This is a genomic window from Microbulbifer variabilis, assembly GCF_020524905.1.
Classification (GTDB): domain Bacteria; phylum Pseudomonadota; class Gammaproteobacteria; order Pseudomonadales; family Cellvibrionaceae; genus Microbulbifer; species Microbulbifer variabilis_A.
The window spans coordinates 63,575-78,640 of sequence record NZ_JAIVKI010000017.1 but is presented as its reverse complement, the minus strand read 5'-3'; the positions used below and the strand labels follow the sequence as shown (position 1 = coordinate 78,640).

Here is a 15,066-nt window from a genome sequence, read left to right as displayed (position 1 = left end):
ATCAATAAATTGTGAAGACTAGAGATTTAAGATAGTTATATCTTGTGGTGAAGGGCTGGATATCAGGGAAACTAGGGATAAATAATACGACATCTTGATATTAGTGAATGGCGATCATGCTTAAAGGGTTACTCAGTCAACTCCATACGCAGCTTTAATCCTAGTTTGGATGTAGCACCACTCGTAACCCAAGAAATCTTTCCATCGCTCCCCACAATAATTATCGTTGGCGTTACTTTGATCCCCCACTGAGCACTTATGCTACCCATAGGGTCATTAATTGTTGGGAACTTTAAATTATGCTGAAGCATATATTCTTTAACTACGTCCTCCTCCCCAGATTGCATAGCGACACCCAGGACTTGATATTCGCGCGCCAACTCAGAAATTTTTGGCGATACTATGCGACAATATGGACACCATGAGCCCCAGAAATAAATAAGAACCGGACCATGAGTCGTCATATGTTCAAGGTCCATTAAATTTCCATTCAATGTTTCCCCTTTCAGCGATGGCGCCAGATCTCTTGGGATATCCCGTTGCTGATAGTAAGCTACCGCCGCCATCACCAAGATGGCCAGTATGGAAAAAATCACTAGTTTTACTGTAAATCGGTACCAGAGAATATGCACTTCAGCCTATTCCTATTTTTCATATTTATATTAAGTCAATCCTAGAAACCAAATGCAGGCTAACGACTGGAAGAGGACTTCTCTTCTTTATCTTGATCTTCCTTGGAGAAAGAACTTTCATCAAATAAATCGACAATCATATATTCCTGCAATATCTGAGGTAGAATTTGTGGCCTCTTGGCGCCAGCAGGATACCAAGCATAGACAGGTATTGAGTTGCGCCCCAATGCGGCAAGAGACTCAGTGATTACAGGGTCTTCTCTGGTCCAGTCAGCACGGAGCAGTAAAACACCATTATCCTGGAAAATTTTCAAGGTTTTCTCTTTATCGAGTACACGCTTCTTATTCACTTGGCAAGTTACACACCAAGCTGCGGTATAATCGATAAACACAGAACGTTTTTCTTTTTGTGCCTGCTTAAGCAACTGGGGATCGTATTCTTTCCACCCCATAGTAACGGGAAGAGGCTTCTGCTCTTCTTTATCTAGAAGCAAAAAACCTGCAGGCAAACTTATGATTAATATCATCCATGAAATTACACTAACAACTCCAGAGTAATTACGTATCATCCAGAGAGCAAAGGTTACCAGCAATACCATTGAGGTACCTAGTAACCAACCTGTTTCCCCTTCCATACGTCCAAAAACCCAAAGCAACCAAATCACCGTAGCGTAAAGAGGAAAAGCTAATAATTGGCGAAGTTTATCCATCCATGGCCCAGGTGATGGAAGGCGACTCATAAGGGGAGGACATATACAGAGAATTAAAAATGGCGCAGCCAAACCTATCCCCATACATATGAAAATCAGCATGGCTTCTAAAGGAGGTAAAACTGTAGCGGTGCCAAGGGCGACCCCCATAAAAGGGCCCGTACAGGGGGCGGCGACAAATACCGCAAGTACACCTGTAACGAAGGTGCCGCCTTTACTGAGACCGGCCACCTTCACCAAATGATGGCCAAACTCAAATACACCATGAAAGGACAAAGCCATCACCCAAAACAGTACTATTAATGCCAATACTACGGCGGGTGATTGTAATTGAAACCCCCAGCCAATTGAGGAACCCCCTGCACGAAGTATTAAAAGTAGAAGACCAAGGATACCAAAGGTAAGGACCACCCCTGCAGAATATAAGAGCCCCTCTCGCAAACGAGAACCACTGTTGTATCCCCCTCCTATCAATCCGAAAAGCTTGATGGAAAGCACGGGGAAAACGCAGGGCATCAAGTTTAGAATGACTCCCCCAGCCAGAGCTGCAAGTATGATTAACCAAAGTGGACGCCACTTTGCTGCCGGTAGAGGACTGTCAAACGCGACATCATCAAATTTCCAGGCGCGATATCCATCACTCAATACAAAGCTGACTGACTCGGGGATTTCCACATCTGGTTGGCGCTTAAAAAGGTAAACGAACATATTACCATCTCGTTCCATTATTGGCTTGTCGGGAGAGAAAATTTTCCCATCCAAAGGAAACACCTGTGGTGCACGTCCTTTCTTACGTGCTTCAGTCAACAGACGTATATGGTCTTTTCCTTGTAACACCAGAGAGTCCAGCATCCAGGGGCTGCTTTCCTGCGATATAGGCAATTTTTCTGCAAAACGGTCTCGCAATGTCAGGTCTTCCTCAACCCATTTAGACTGCTTTTCAACCGGGCGGGATAGTGTCATGGTGCCACGCCCTGGAATACACTCAACCTTACATACAAGCCACTCAAGATCCGTGTTCAAAGAGACTTTTGGCGCCCCAAACTTAGGCCTCAGATCAAAAAGATAAGCGACATTTCCCTCATATCCCAGGTTTGTAAAGTGCTCTACCCTAAGGCGAGTTGGAAAAGGCCATTCGATTTTTCCAAAACTTGCACCCTGCGCCTCTATATCAAAACGGGGAGCTTCACCTGAGTCTCCTGGATTTCGCCAATATACATGCCAACCTGGATCTACCTCAAAGTAGAAGCCGATTTTTTCTGTGATCCTCTCTTCGAAAATAGAAGGAGCCAACCAACGAACTCGCACATGTTCGCCCGAAGCCTCCTCCAGTGCATAATTGCTAGAAGCGACGCAAAAAGCTAAAACACCAATGATAATTATCAAGACAAACTTGATTTTAAACACACTCTTTTCCTTGAGCCTTAGGCCTGGAAAATAAATAAGTTCATTTCTGGATTTCTATCATTACTATACTCTGGGATAACCACTTTAGATCAATAATTGAGACGCATATTACCCTTTCATTATGCCCGTGATGACCCTTAGAGATGGGCGAAGTCTCTCATTTAATATATATGGCGACCCCAAGGGTTATCCGGTAATTTTTAATCATGGTTTTTCAGATTCCAGTCTGATTCGTAACCCCGATGACACACTTACCATAGCCCTTGGCATTAAAATGATTGCCGCAGACCAGCCAGGAGTTGGAAGCTCATCCCCATACAGAGGGAGAAAAATGGTTGATTGGGGATGGGATATGGAGGAACTAGCAAACTTTCTCCAGTTGGACCAATTCTCCGTTCTTGGACATTCTGGCGGTGCACCCCACGCTCTATCTATCGCTTACAATATTCCCAATAGAGTTCATAAAATATCTCTCGCCTCTCCAGTAGCCCCTCTGGGTGAGGCTGGAGTAACCTCGATGCTGAAGAACCGGGATCTAAAACTCATCGCGAGAATCCACAGGATTCCTTTTCTTATTAGATGGATCTGTAGTTTTGCTGCACGCAGTGCCATTAAAGATATTGATAAATTTATCCAGCAAACTGCGCTGGAAGACCCTTCAGATGCAGCCACCCTATTGGGTAATCCCAAATTTAAGGAAATGTTTAAGGCTTCTTTTAGAACTGGAATGAGCCAAAATGGTGAAGGGCTTTATGAGATGATAATGGCGCTCTGGGATTGGGGGTTTGAACTCAGCAACCTGAATAATACAGTACAAATCTTCTTTGGAAAAAAAGACGATATTATAAACTTCAACATGCCTTTATATCTTGCGGAAAGGCTCCCTCATGCAAAAACATACACCTGGCCTGAGGCGGGACACTACGGATTTGTAAATCGAGATAACTGGTCTGAATTTTTATCTTCTGTTTTATAAAAAGCTATTCAATAGTGAGCACTTCCTCAATAAAGTCCCGCATTAATTGCATCTATTTTAATAATCGGCTGCTAACGGCTGCTCCATATTGACAGGGACCAGATTCGAAATAAAATCTTCAGTAGCCAAATCCCAACAAAAGGTTTTCGCTCTGGCAATACAATCCTCTGATTTAAAGGAAAGTGCTCTTTGAACAGCCACTTCTAGATCCTCATCCATAGCGCCAACGGGTGCATTACCTATGATATCTCTTGGGCCCGTAACTGGATAAGCGGCAATTGGCAGGCCGCAGGCAAGCGCCTCTAAGTTAACTAACCCGAAGGTATCTGTTAAGGATGGGAATACAAATACATCTGCCCCGGAATAACACTCTGTTAATTCCTTCCCCTCTTTAACCCCCAAATAAATAGCTTCCGGAAACGCTTTCTTTAAAGCATTTAATTGAGGACCATCCCCAACCACCACCTTGGTGCCAGGGATATTAATAGACAAAAACCTATCCAGCGATTTCTCTACAGCAACACGACCGACATTTAACAAAATTGGTCTTGGTAAGCCTGAAAAAATATTTGTTTTAACGGGATGAAATTTATCCAATTCAACACCCCGGCGCCACCTTACTATCCTGCTGATACCTAAAGCCTTTGCTTCAGCCTCCATACTCGCAGTAGTTACCATTGTTTGTGCTGCTGCCTGATGGAAATTAACCAATAACTTATGCAGCCATTTAACAGGAATTTTATAACGCAGGGAACCATACTCACATAATCTGGAAAGCCAGGAAGTAGTGAATTTTAATCCCCGCTTTTTGCAATACCTACGCATTGAAAAACCAATTGGCCCCTCGGTCATAATATGAATAGCATCAGGGGAAAACTTATCCACAATACGGGCAATACGGGATCCAGGGAATATGGCAACTCTTATCTCATGGTACCCTGGCAAAGGGATATATTTAAAATCATCCACTGACAAGAGCTTAACCTCATGCCCTCGTACAGATAATTCTTTTATCGTTTTCTCAAGAACCCGCGACACACCATTAAGCTGCTTTGGATAAGTATCCGTAGCAATTAATATTTTCATACCAGAAAACCTTTATCCCTAAAGATTGAAACATGTCCTGTCATGCAATGATGCGCATACAAATACACTGTATGATCTGGATCGACTCCCTCAATTACCATCTGGACAAGCAAGGTATTTTGTTTTGATCACATCGGCTGGAGTATTTTTTTGCAACCTGCTCTACTTCATTGAGAAGTTCCTCGTTTAGGGTAATTGGTCGCAACCCCATCTCTAACAATTGATCATTAACGGCCAATAGGTCATTCTCCGCAGATTCTTTTCTTGGATTATCCACATAGGCTATACCCACACCTGTTTTGTCTGATATCAACTTGGCCAAATCCCTGACACGGTGGATTTCAGTCATTTGGTTCAGTATTTTGACGCGGTCCGTCTTTTCTGGAGGGTGTTCAATAGCCAACTGAATACTACGACAAGTATCCTGAATGTGGATAAACGCACGCTTCTGTCCACCAGTTCCATGGACAGTCAAAGGATAGTTTATAGCCGCCTGCATCAGGAATCGATTTAGCACGGTGCCATAATCCCCGTCATAGTCAAATCGATTGATGAGATATTTATCCCGGCGAGTTTGAGAGGTCTGGGTACCCCAAACAATACCTTGATGTAAATCAGTAATACGCAATCCATCATTTTTATTGTAAAAAGCAAACAACAACTGATCCTGTGCTTTAGTCATATGATAGATAGACCCGGGATTTGAGGGGTATAATATCTCTCTACCCCTAATCTCACCATCCTCCTCAACCTGCACTTTAAGATATCCTTCCGGAATTTTCATCCCGGTAGTACCGTATCCATAAACCCCCATAGTACCCAGGTGAACAAGGTGTATATCCAATTTACTTTCTACAATTGCGGCAAGAACGTCGTTAGTAGCACTCAAATTATTATTAACCGTCAAGCGCCTATGGCTTGATGATTTCATCGAATAAGGTGCCGAACGTTGTTCTGCAAAATGCACAATTGCATAGGGTTTCTCTGAGACCAACAGCTCTAGTAATTCGCGATATTCTTTACCAATAGTAATTGCAACATGCCGAATATTACGACCCGACACATCCCGCCACACCCTGAGCCTCTCCCCTAGAGGCCGAATAGGAGTCAAGGACTCTACTTCAAGCTCTACATCTGTTTTCCTTCTGGAAAAATCATCGACAATAATCACTTCATAGCCTGCATCAGAAAGATGAAGAGATGTCGGCCAACCACAGAATCCATCCCCACCAAGAATCAGTACTTTTCTCACCCTGACCTCATTTATTAGTGACAAAAAAATGACATTGAATCGAATAAACTCCCTTAGCAGCATATAGTCCGCTGATTCACCACTCTATCCAGGACCCCGATCCAAGAGCAAAATCCATTCGCTTATTGGTTAATTCAATCAGCAAGCTTTCCCCGGACCTATCTCACCGAAAAAGCCAACGATCTCTACTAGAACTATCTCACTGTTTGCAGTATGAAATATATGGCGTCAAAAGCAATTAGCGCGCCAATTGAAAGGATAAGGCGCCAATTTTTATTTTTTATATTTTTAGAGAAGCAAAACCAGGCCATTAGACAATCTAGAGCAGCCTTAAATACCGCCCGGTAAGCTCGGGATATACAACCAGAATGGAAAAGGCCTAAAGAAACAAGCAATCATTTTTGATTATTACTAACACTTAAATTATTAGAAATATTCCATCAAAAGCACAAAGTAAAACAAAATAAGAATATAGGTAATGCATTAGCAACCAGTGAAATCGATCATTAATGCCAGTACCAGTACCAGTACCAAGCCGATACGTGCTATTTGAGTTGCAACCAAGTGTTGGCATGATCGCAGGATCCACAGCTAAGGCGAGCCGTGAATCCAACCAGTCTTATCATTTGGACGAGAAGTCTATCCCAGACTAATCACAAGCCTGGGGATCTTTACTCAGAGGTTTCCTGTCACCGAAAAACAACTTTTTAATTTCCATAAAAAAAAGGGAACTTCAAATATAAAGGTGGCAACTAAGACACGTAAGACAAATACAAAAGGTCTGTGCAAATGCGCAGAGGGTTATGGGCAAAAATAAATATTTGGGGTCGTACTTCGGGCGTTAGCTCTAACGGAAAGTTAGCTTTCTCTTAAAGCTATTTTTCAGTAAATCTCCCTATTTTTTTGAGCCTAATCCCACTAGTGGTTTCCCACGAGTGGCTTGCAAGGATGCATTTTAGCGTTATTGAGATGCACTTTGTGAGAATGAATAGGTCCTGACCAAGAATCTATTTAGCAATTTTTCCCGTGACTGTCTGGGCAGACTCGAAACAGATTGCCGTTATTTCTTCCCGTGCATTTCCATAAAAAATATTGCTCCATCCGCACCCTATTTCGTACCGGGAGATATAGCTGATGATATCAAAAAGACACTTATTGCCTATTTCCCTGGCAATATCAGCTCTAACATTTACTGTGCCACCAGTCCTAGCGGATTTTGGTTCTAAACACGACAAACATCGGGTACCTAAAAGCGCGAGGCAGGGCCCTCGACCACCAAGGGAACAACCTTTTGATTTCAGTACTATTTTCAATACCGTTCAGATCCTGGAGGCCGGTGCTGTAGAAATACATCTCGGTGGCCACATAAACCAGGCCGAACTAGAAGCCATGGACCCTATTGAGGCCTATGTTCATGCTTTCGAAGAAGGTGATGAGCTCTTTGAGATAAAATACAACGCTCTCGATGGAGTGGGCGTTAATGTCGGTAACGGCAAACGCTTCACCAGTTTTCCGCGCCCGGATCTCAGAGGCCCAATGGCCTGGGCCAACATTCTGCCCCACCGGGCCACAGGCCCCAACGGAGACTCCTGTATCAGTTGTCACAATGCCCCCGTGGCTGATGGCGGCGGCGGTGTAAACGACAATGTGATCCGTATGGATCCTGAGCGTAAACAGAAAGGCTTTATTGAGCGTAACTCCCCGCACCTGTTCGGTATGGGTGCGGTACAGCTAGTGGCCGAAGAAATGACTACCCAATTGCAAAGCCTGAGGGACCAAGCCGTCGCCGACAGCTGTGCTTCAGGTGAAAGTGCCACCGTGGAGATGGTAGCCAAGGGCGTGAATTTTGGAGAAATTTCTGTCTCCTGTGAAAACGTCAACTATGACAATCTCGCTGGTATTGATACGGACCTCATCGTTCGTCCCTTTGAGTGGAAGGGCTTAACTGGTTTCGTAAGGGCCTTTGTTCGAGGAGCCGCCCACCAGGAGCTTGGTATGCAGGCCACCGAGCTGGTAGGCGATGCTGATAGCGACTTCGACTCCGTCACCAATGAGCTAAGTGTCGGGGATATTACCGCATTGACGATCTACAATGCCGCTCAACCGCGACCAGTCACCAAGATTGAGCTGAATAGCGTGATTGACACCCTGAATGAAGAAGAAAAGGAAACCTACGGCTTACCTCTCAGTGAGGCCGATATTGCCAGCATTCAAAATGGCGAAGAAATTTTCTCCTCTATCAGCTGCGCCTCGTGCCACTCTCCCGAGATGGAGGTCTCCTCACCCGTATTTTATGAGCCCTCGAAGCACGCCAACTATCGCGATGAAACCTATCCCGCAGGAGATATTGCCGGGTTACCCACCGCCTCTCTGCAATTTAACCTGCTCACAGACATTCTCGAAAACCCTCAGGAGCTGCCTTCCGGTCAGACCTTGGGACAATTCGAAGAGTCTGAAAATGGCGGAGCCATTGTGCGGCTCTTTGGCGACTTGAAACGACACGACATGGGTCGGGCCCTCGCCGAGGAGTTCGATGAAGGTAATGTGGGAGCCTCCGTATTCCTCACCGAAAACCTATGGGGAGTAGGCTCCACAGCACCCTATCTACATGATGGCCGCGCCACCACTATGACAGAAGCCGTTCTCTTTCACGGTGGAGAGGCACAATCCAGTAAGGAGCAATTTGAAGCCCTTAGCGATGCCGAAAAAGCCGACCTGCTGAAATTCCTGGATAACTTGGTGCTCTACCTGGCCCCATAGCAAGCTTTTACAACTTAGCACCAACTGCGGGGCGGCTAATTGGCCTGCCCCGCTGACTATCCAGCACTATAGACTTTACTTTTTCTCATAAATTATGGCGCTGATGCCACTCTGCCAATGACTCATCTGGATACTCATCGAACTGATTGTCCCCGGCTCTAATATCCGGCTCTACCCAGGGTTTGGCAAAAGCCAACATCACATGGGTACGCTCAGGCGGTATGGGCAGTTCAGTATCGATCGCAGAGGCAAATGGGTGGACCAGATCGGGCCAGCGGGGATCCCACAGCCAAAGCGCACTGCCACAGTGAGAACAAAAATGTCGCTGGGCCGGGCTGGTACTATTGCTACCAGATTCGTCGCGCAATACCGCCTGATACGTTGAAATAAACTCCTTCCCCTGAATCACCAGCGACTGATAATCCCCACCCAGATTCACGGCATAGCCCCCTCCCCCAGCTGTCTTACGGCAAATCGAACAGTAGCAGCGGGTAAATGGGTAAGGTTGTTCACATTTGAGACTAAAGCGTACCGATTGGCAGTGACAGGAACCATTGAGTTTCACCTTTGAATCTCCCCGATTAGCATGGCCACGACTTTATTCACTGTATCTAGGCTAGACTGGATAGCGGTTGCACAATCAAGGGTTATGCCGCCATGACAGCAGAGAAATCCACCAGACACGATAAATGGCAAGCCCAAGAGTATGTGAAGGCCTCCTCCATGCAGTGGCGACAGGCCATGGAAGCCATCCAGCGCTGCAGCTATCAGGAGGTCAGCGCTATCCTCGATGTGGGCTGTGGCGATGGCAGAATCACCCGCTATCTGGCCGAGCGCCTCAAGAATGGCAAAATTATCGGTGTGGACCTCACTGAGGATATGATTCGCCACGCCCGCAAAGCCCACGCCAGAGTACCCAATCTCGCCTTCGAGCAGATGAGTGCCGATGAAATTCATTTTGAAGAGCAGTTCAATATTATTTTTTCTTTCAGCTGCCTGCACTGGGTGGCAGATCAGAAAAAAGTCTGGGATGGTTTCTACAAGTACTTAAGAGAAAATGGAAAGGTGGTGGTTGGCTTTCAGGTTGGTCACGAAAATTTCTGGGATACGGTGTACGAACTCCAAAATAGTACTCAGTGGCAACCTTACTTTGAGAGTTTTATCGACCCCTACAATCACTATACACTGAATGAAATACGCCGTTATATTGAGGAAGCAGGATTTTATCTTCCCAGGATCGATGAAATTCATCATGTGGAAAACTTTGGAACGCGAGATACGCTTACAACATTTTTCTTATCTTGGGTGCCCCAGTTCCGTCATCTTCAAAGCCCAAACAGGGAAAAGTTCGCCCAACAGATAATGGATGATTACTTTAAAAAAATACACCCTACAATGCAAAAGCAGGCTGGAGTAAGAATCAAGAGATTTATTATTGAGGCTAGCAAGTAAAACAGGCAAATTGAAAACTATTTGGCAAATAACAATTATCGTGACGTGTTATCAATCTCCAGATCAATGTCATTTTCTTTGACTCCTCTCATAAAAAAATTATTCACAAACGCAGCAACTGATAACGTAACCAGCCAAGCAATACACATACTCACCAGAGTGTGACTGAGAAAATGGTCTCCAATTAACATTTTGTAGATACCAAAAATCCACCCCAGTGACATCCCTAAAGCAAAGCCAATCCACTGATTACGCCGCTGGCGGAATAGAAAAAATAGAGAAAGCATAGCGAATCCACCGCTGGCATGACCCGCAGGAAAACATCTAACGTGCTGCAAATCTTCAGCAATAGACACACGATGTAGAAAGGTTATATATGGATAATCACCACCAAATAGACTTAGGTCTTTCGGGCAGGGAATATTGGTAAGTGTTTTCAGCCCTCCCACAATAGCGACTGTCAAAACTATAGAAACCAAAACAACAATCAAACCATAACGATAAGGCTCTATCCATTTACTCCTCCAAAACACCACTAGCATCAAAGGAATAATTTTTACCAAATAGGTCAGAACTTGCTTAGGTCCATCATAAAAAAACTGTCTTTGTATTTTGTGATGCTTGTTTAACAGCCAGCTTTCAGTGTTATATTGATAGAGATGCGACTGCAACCAAAGATCAATATTTGTAAAATCAAAAATCACTATTACCATTACCAGAAAGGTGGCAGTAGCAAAGACCTGCCTAAGCAAGAACTGATTATCCATCGGAAAAAATATCCATTTCTGCCTTATAAATACTTGTTTTTATAGCCATCAGGCCCAGCACAGTGTGAAACAGATTGTCATGACTCAATCGACGTTCAACCGAGCTCTTATCTAAAATATCTTTTTTACTCTCAATATAATCAGAGTCCGCCCAAAATATCATTGGAACATGCTTTTGAACATCAGGAGCGAAAGAGTATGGGAAGCCATGAAGATAAATGCCACTCTCACCCAGGGATTCACCATGATCACTAATATATAGCATTGCGGTAGACATCTGACTTGTCTGAGATTTCAAATAGTCAATTATCTGACTTAGGAAGTAATCAGTATATAAGATTGAATTATCATAGGCATTATTGATTTCATCTTGCGAACACTCATTCAACAAATTACTCTGACAGCTAGGTGAAAAGTGCTCAAACTCCTTTGGATAACGTTTGGCGTATTCTGGACCATGACTTCCCATTTGATGCAACACGACCAGAATGTCTCCCGCCGGAGTTTCGGAAACAAATTTTTTGACACCAACCAACATCCCCACATCTCTACACTCAATATCACAATCTGGATTTATACTGCTGCTACGATAGCTAGCATAGGGCACTCGTAGAGCAACACCTTTAGAATCAGAATTATTATCAAACCATACAACATGTACTCCAGCACGCTTAAGTACATCCAGAACATTGTCAGTATTTTCCGCTACTTTTTCTCTGTAATTTGATTGATTAAGCGAAGAGAACATACAAGGAACAGATACTGAGGTCGCAGTACCACAGGACCAGACATTATCAAAGCTTACAACGTGTCGTTGATCGAGCAATGGATTAGTATTTTTTATATATCCATTTAATGAGAAGCGATCCGCTCGCGCCGTTTCCCCAATCACTAAAATTAACAATTTTCGCTTACCTACATAAATATCACGATGAGCATCTAGACCAATTTTTTGATAAGTAAAATTACCGTCACTCACCAACCTACCATTAAAATACTTAAAGGCTGCATAAATTGGGGTAGTAGGATTCGTGTAATAACGGATTGATTTATGCTCTCTAAAAAAAGATGCATAGGCATCACTAAATATCAGAAGCATGGAAAAAATTACCGCAGCAGATGCGCCAAACAACTTTAAGCGAGAAAAAAAGGCCATACGAAAGGGAAGAGTCCGTATATTCACACGACATACAAGAAATGAAGGAAGTACCCCAATCAATCCAAGATATAGTGCCAACTTTACGTTTAGCAACCCAAAAGATTCTGAAACATCAGTTTGAAGAACACTTTTTACAACTTCCATACTAATAATGGTGTTATAAGAGTCCATAAAATAGGCAGTTACTGAACCTACCATCAATATGATGATCAAAATTAGCTTTAATAATCGACCTATGCCCATTGCTGCTAGCAAAATAACCATGATAGCTGTGAACAATAAACACAAAGATATCAAAAAACCAATATTGGTAACCGTAATTGGATAAGTGCTCAGAAGGTGTGAAAAAAAAGAATAATTATCGAAAAGCACCATCCATACCGAAACAGCTAAAATCATAACTTCAGCTGAATAGTGACGTTGACCTGGCCGCTTTATCATGCGCCCTTCTCCGTTAGTATACAACATGTGCAGACTAACGAGTCCAGGGTCAAATTAAGGTCGAAAAATTGTAAAAATTATGTAAAAACCGCTAATTTTTTAGCGAAAATCTTTGCTTGAAGCAAACTATTGATAGAAATCAATCAATCAGGAGCTAGCTTAACACAAAAAACACAACCCCTTGACCTGGATGGCATCATACTGACAGTCCATCCCTCATGATCACAAATTCGCTTCACAAGGGATAAGCCCAGCCCAAGCCCCTCACCTCTGACTTGAGACCCTCGATGGAAAGGTTGAAATATTTGTGACTGTTGTTCTGGAGCAATTCCCGGGCCTGTATCCTCAACCCGAAATCCGCCATTAAACAATACAAGATGCACATGCCCTTCATCCGTATAATGTAATGAATTCCTAAGCAAGTTCGACATAACTGTACGCAGGAATATTGCAGGGTACTGTCCGCTATCCACAGTCTCAACGGCGCAATTATAGTCGATACCCCGTTCGGAAAACTGATCCCGCCAAATATCGTTCTGCTGGTCTGCCACCTCCACCAAAGTTTGCCTTCTCGTAGGCTCTAAACCAACATTACGCTCTCTAGCCAACATCAGTAAAGTTTCTACCAATTCAAGCATCTCAGCACTGGCGCGTTGGATTCTACTCAAAAGTGTACTTTGCTTTTCTCCCAAAGCTTTATTCTGGGCAAGCAGCTCACAGGAAGTACCAATCACCATCAAAGGCGTTCGCAATTCATGGCTAACATCACTAGTGAAGAGCTTTTCACGCTCTAAAGAGCGGTTCAGTCGCTCAAAGGTTTTATCGAAGATTTCTGCAAGTCGCCCCACTTCATCATCAGCATAGTTTGAAGCAAGAGGCCTATTATTTTCATTTCTAGTACCCAAGAGTACTTCATCGGCTAATTGGGTTACCGGCCGCATGACTCTGTTTGCTAGAAGTGAGCCAAGTCCCCAGGCAACCATTAGACTTGCAATAAAGCAGATTAACACCACTTCGAAAAGAATCTGTTCTCTGGATTCAAATTCGCTTTGATCCTGAACTAGTAAATAGGTAATTCCATCTCGGCTCAGCTTAAAGGCGTAGTAGGCTTTTTCCCCCTTTACCACCTCAGAAAAACCTTCCTCTATCTGGGAAAATTCCTCCGGTGGAGAAGTCTGAGGGGATACATCAGAAAAAACCTGCGAGTCCTTACTGAGCTGCAGAGGTTGCCCAGTACCAAGCTCATCCATCGCGATAAGAAGCTCAGACCGCATTTTGTCTGACACCAAATGTTCTTCTACCAAGTGTACAGTTTCAATAATACCAATCGAAAATGTCCCACTTACGAACAATGTCATCAAAACAAATGCAATGACAATTCTCTCTCTAAGTGGCTGCTTGATTTTCATGCTTCTAGTTCAGCAAGACGGTATCCGATGCCATGTACCGTATGTATGAGTGGTCTAGTGAATGGCTTATCAACAACTTGGCGTAACTGGTGGATATGACTGCGTAGACTATCCCTATCCGGGATGTCTTCCCCCCACATCTCAAGTTCCAAGTCCTCCCGTTTTACCACTGCCGGGCTTTTTTTCATCAATAACACGAGAAGCTTAATACCCATAGGATTGAGTTTCAGTATCTGACCCGAACGGCTCACTTGATGCGTTGCTGGATCGAAAACCAGATCGGAAACGTATAGTTGTGCAACCCCTTTCCCCTGACTACGACGCGTAATTGCCTCAATTCGAGCGACTAATTCCGCGAGAGAAAATGGCTTTACTAAGTAATCATCAGCGCCGAAGCGAAGACCACGCAGTCGATCCTCCAGTGCATCTCTGGCCGTTAACATTAAAATCGGTGTATCAAGTCGAGCATCGTTCCGAAGTCGTTGGCAAAATAGATAACCATCGATACCAGGCAGCATAATATCGAGAACAATCAAATCATACTGATGGGTTGCGGCCAAGTGTAATCCACTAAGACCGTCCTGTGCAGAGTCAACGTTATACCCTTCATTCTCTAAGTATTCGATTATATTTATCAGGATGTCTCGGTTATCTTCAACAACTAAAATCCGCACAAATTTTCCCCTCTTAAACTGTAAGCAACTTGATTTGAGTATAGAAATATACCCAAGAGTGACCCTTTAGTAAGTCTTTAATTCACAATGCAGCAAACATTTTTCAAGTAAATTAGCCTTACAAAACAACCTCATCCAAATATTGGATTTCTGTTGTTACCTGCTATCAATGGATTATTACCAAAATTTATTTGCTCTTATAAAAATTCACAACCGTCATAAATTTTGACCAATTATTACGCTAACAAAGGTTATCTCTATTATCATCAGCCTTATTACAAATAGAAAATTGTGATGTAGATATGCGAACCAACTGAAGTATTGAGATGCTGCACTTTTTC

General features: G+C 43.6%; 12 protein-coding genes. 3 read left to right on the top strand and 9 right to left on the bottom strand.

The window, feature by feature from the left end:
* Positions 1-128: 128 nt before the first annotated feature.
* Both LC073_RS16995 and LC073_RS16990 read right to left on the bottom strand, forming a co-directional pair.
* Positions 129-632: a protein disulfide oxidoreductase gene (locus tag LC073_RS16995; RefSeq protein WP_226648509.1), complete on the bottom strand. Its 504-nt coding sequence runs from the start codon at positions 630-632 to the stop codon at positions 129-131.
* A 59-nt stretch (positions 633-691) separates the two neighbouring features.
* Positions 692-2,749 carry a protein-disulfide reductase DsbD family protein gene (locus LC073_RS16990; protein ID WP_226648508.1) on the bottom strand — a complete coding sequence of 686 codons (2,058 nt, stop codon included), beginning with the start codon at positions 2,747-2,749 and terminating at the stop codon, positions 692-694.
* Between the two features lie 121 nt (positions 2,750-2,870).
* Between LC073_RS16990 and LC073_RS16985 the strand changes: the two genes are divergently transcribed.
* Complete coding sequence (locus LC073_RS16985) at positions 2,871-3,725, top strand: alpha/beta fold hydrolase (RefSeq protein WP_226648507.1); 855 nt, start codon at positions 2,871-2,873, stop codon at positions 3,723-3,725.
* Between the two features lie 57 nt (positions 3,726-3,782).
* Here the strand turns inward: LC073_RS16985 and LC073_RS16980 are convergent, their stop codons facing one another.
* Both LC073_RS16980 and LC073_RS16975 read right to left on the bottom strand, forming a co-directional pair.
* Positions 3,783-4,811 carry a glycosyltransferase family 4 protein gene (locus LC073_RS16980; RefSeq protein WP_226648506.1) on the bottom strand — a complete coding sequence of 343 codons (1,029 nt, stop codon included), beginning with the start codon at positions 4,809-4,811 and terminating at the stop codon, positions 3,783-3,785.
* A gap of 94 nt (positions 4,812-4,905) precedes the next feature.
* Positions 4,906-6,063 (bottom strand): NAD-dependent epimerase/dehydratase family protein, encoded by a 1,158-nt coding sequence (locus LC073_RS16975; RefSeq protein ID WP_226648505.1) that lies wholly within the window; start codon positions 6,061-6,063, stop codon positions 4,906-4,908.
* Positions 6,064-7,197: 1,134 nt separating this feature from the next.
* Between LC073_RS16975 and LC073_RS16970 the strand changes: the two genes are divergently transcribed.
* The gene (locus LC073_RS16970) at positions 7,198-8,823 is read left to right on the top strand and encodes a di-heme oxidoredictase family protein (RefSeq protein ID WP_226648504.1); all 1,626 of its coding nucleotides are present in this window, start codon (positions 7,198-7,200) and stop codon (positions 8,821-8,823) included.
* An 85-nt stretch (positions 8,824-8,908) separates the two neighbouring features.
* Here the strand turns inward: LC073_RS16970 and LC073_RS16965 are convergent, their stop codons facing one another.
* Positions 8,909-9,388 (bottom strand): GFA family protein, encoded by a 480-nt coding sequence (locus LC073_RS16965; protein WP_226648503.1) that lies wholly within the window; start codon positions 9,386-9,388, stop codon positions 8,909-8,911.
* 92 nt (positions 9,389-9,480) lie between these two features.
* Here LC073_RS16965 and LC073_RS16960 point away from each other — a divergent pair, with 92 nt between their 5' ends.
* The gene (locus tag LC073_RS16960) at positions 9,481-10,275 is read left to right on the top strand and encodes a class I SAM-dependent methyltransferase (protein ID WP_226648502.1); all 795 of its coding nucleotides are present in this window, start codon (positions 9,481-9,483) and stop codon (positions 10,273-10,275) included.
* Positions 10,276-10,310: 35 nt separating this feature from the next.
* Here LC073_RS16960 and LC073_RS16955 read toward each other — a convergent pair whose 3' ends face one another.
* The 4 genes from LC073_RS16955 to LC073_RS16940 form a co-directional block, all read right to left on the bottom strand.
* Positions 10,311-11,042 (bottom strand): phosphatase PAP2 family protein, encoded by a 732-nt coding sequence (locus LC073_RS16955; RefSeq protein ID WP_226648501.1) that lies wholly within the window; start codon positions 11,040-11,042, stop codon positions 10,311-10,313.
* Positions 11,035-12,642, bottom strand: coding sequence for a phosphoethanolamine transferase (locus LC073_RS16950; protein WP_226648500.1), 1,608 nt, complete (start codon positions 12,640-12,642; stop codon positions 11,035-11,037). Before LC073_RS16950 ends, LC073_RS16955 begins: the two co-directional genes overlap by 8 nt.
* A gap of 143 nt (positions 12,643-12,785) precedes the next feature.
* On the bottom strand, positions 12,786-14,051 hold the full coding sequence (locus LC073_RS16945) for a sensor histidine kinase (RefSeq protein WP_226648499.1): 1,266 nt from the start codon (positions 14,049-14,051) through the stop codon (positions 12,786-12,788).
* Complete coding sequence (locus LC073_RS16940) at positions 14,048-14,725, bottom strand: response regulator transcription factor (protein WP_226648498.1); 678 nt, start codon at positions 14,723-14,725, stop codon at positions 14,048-14,050. Before LC073_RS16940 ends, LC073_RS16945 begins: the two co-directional genes overlap by 4 nt.
* Positions 14,726-15,066: the final 341 nt, after the last annotated feature.

What these genes read in the sequence shown, in the direction of transcription:
- LC073_RS16945 (WP_226648499.1), bottom strand. Translation starts at nt 14,051, where the DNA reads ATGAAAATCAAGCAGCCACTTAGAGAGAGAATTGTCATTGCATTTGTT.
- LC073_RS16960 (WP_226648502.1), top strand. Translation starts at nt 9,481, where the DNA reads ATGACAGCAGAGAAATCCACCAGACACGATAAATGGCAAGCCCAAGAG.
- LC073_RS16980 (WP_226648506.1), bottom strand. Translation starts at nt 4,811, where the DNA reads ATGAAAATATTAATTGCTACGGATACTTATCCAAAGCAGCTTAATGGT.
- LC073_RS16950 (WP_226648500.1), bottom strand. Translation starts at nt 12,642, where the DNA reads ATGATAAAGCGGCCAGGTCAACGTCACTATTCAGCTGAAGTTATGATT.
- LC073_RS16955 (WP_226648501.1), bottom strand. Translation starts at nt 11,042, where the DNA reads ATGGATAATCAGTTCTTGCTTAGGCAGGTCTTTGCTACTGCCACCTTT.
- LC073_RS16985 (WP_226648507.1), top strand. Translation starts at nt 2,871, where the DNA reads ATGCCCGTGATGACCCTTAGAGATGGGCGAAGTCTCTCATTTAATATA.
- LC073_RS16970 (WP_226648504.1), top strand. Translation starts at nt 7,198, where the DNA reads ATGATATCAAAAAGACACTTATTGCCTATTTCCCTGGCAATATCAGCT.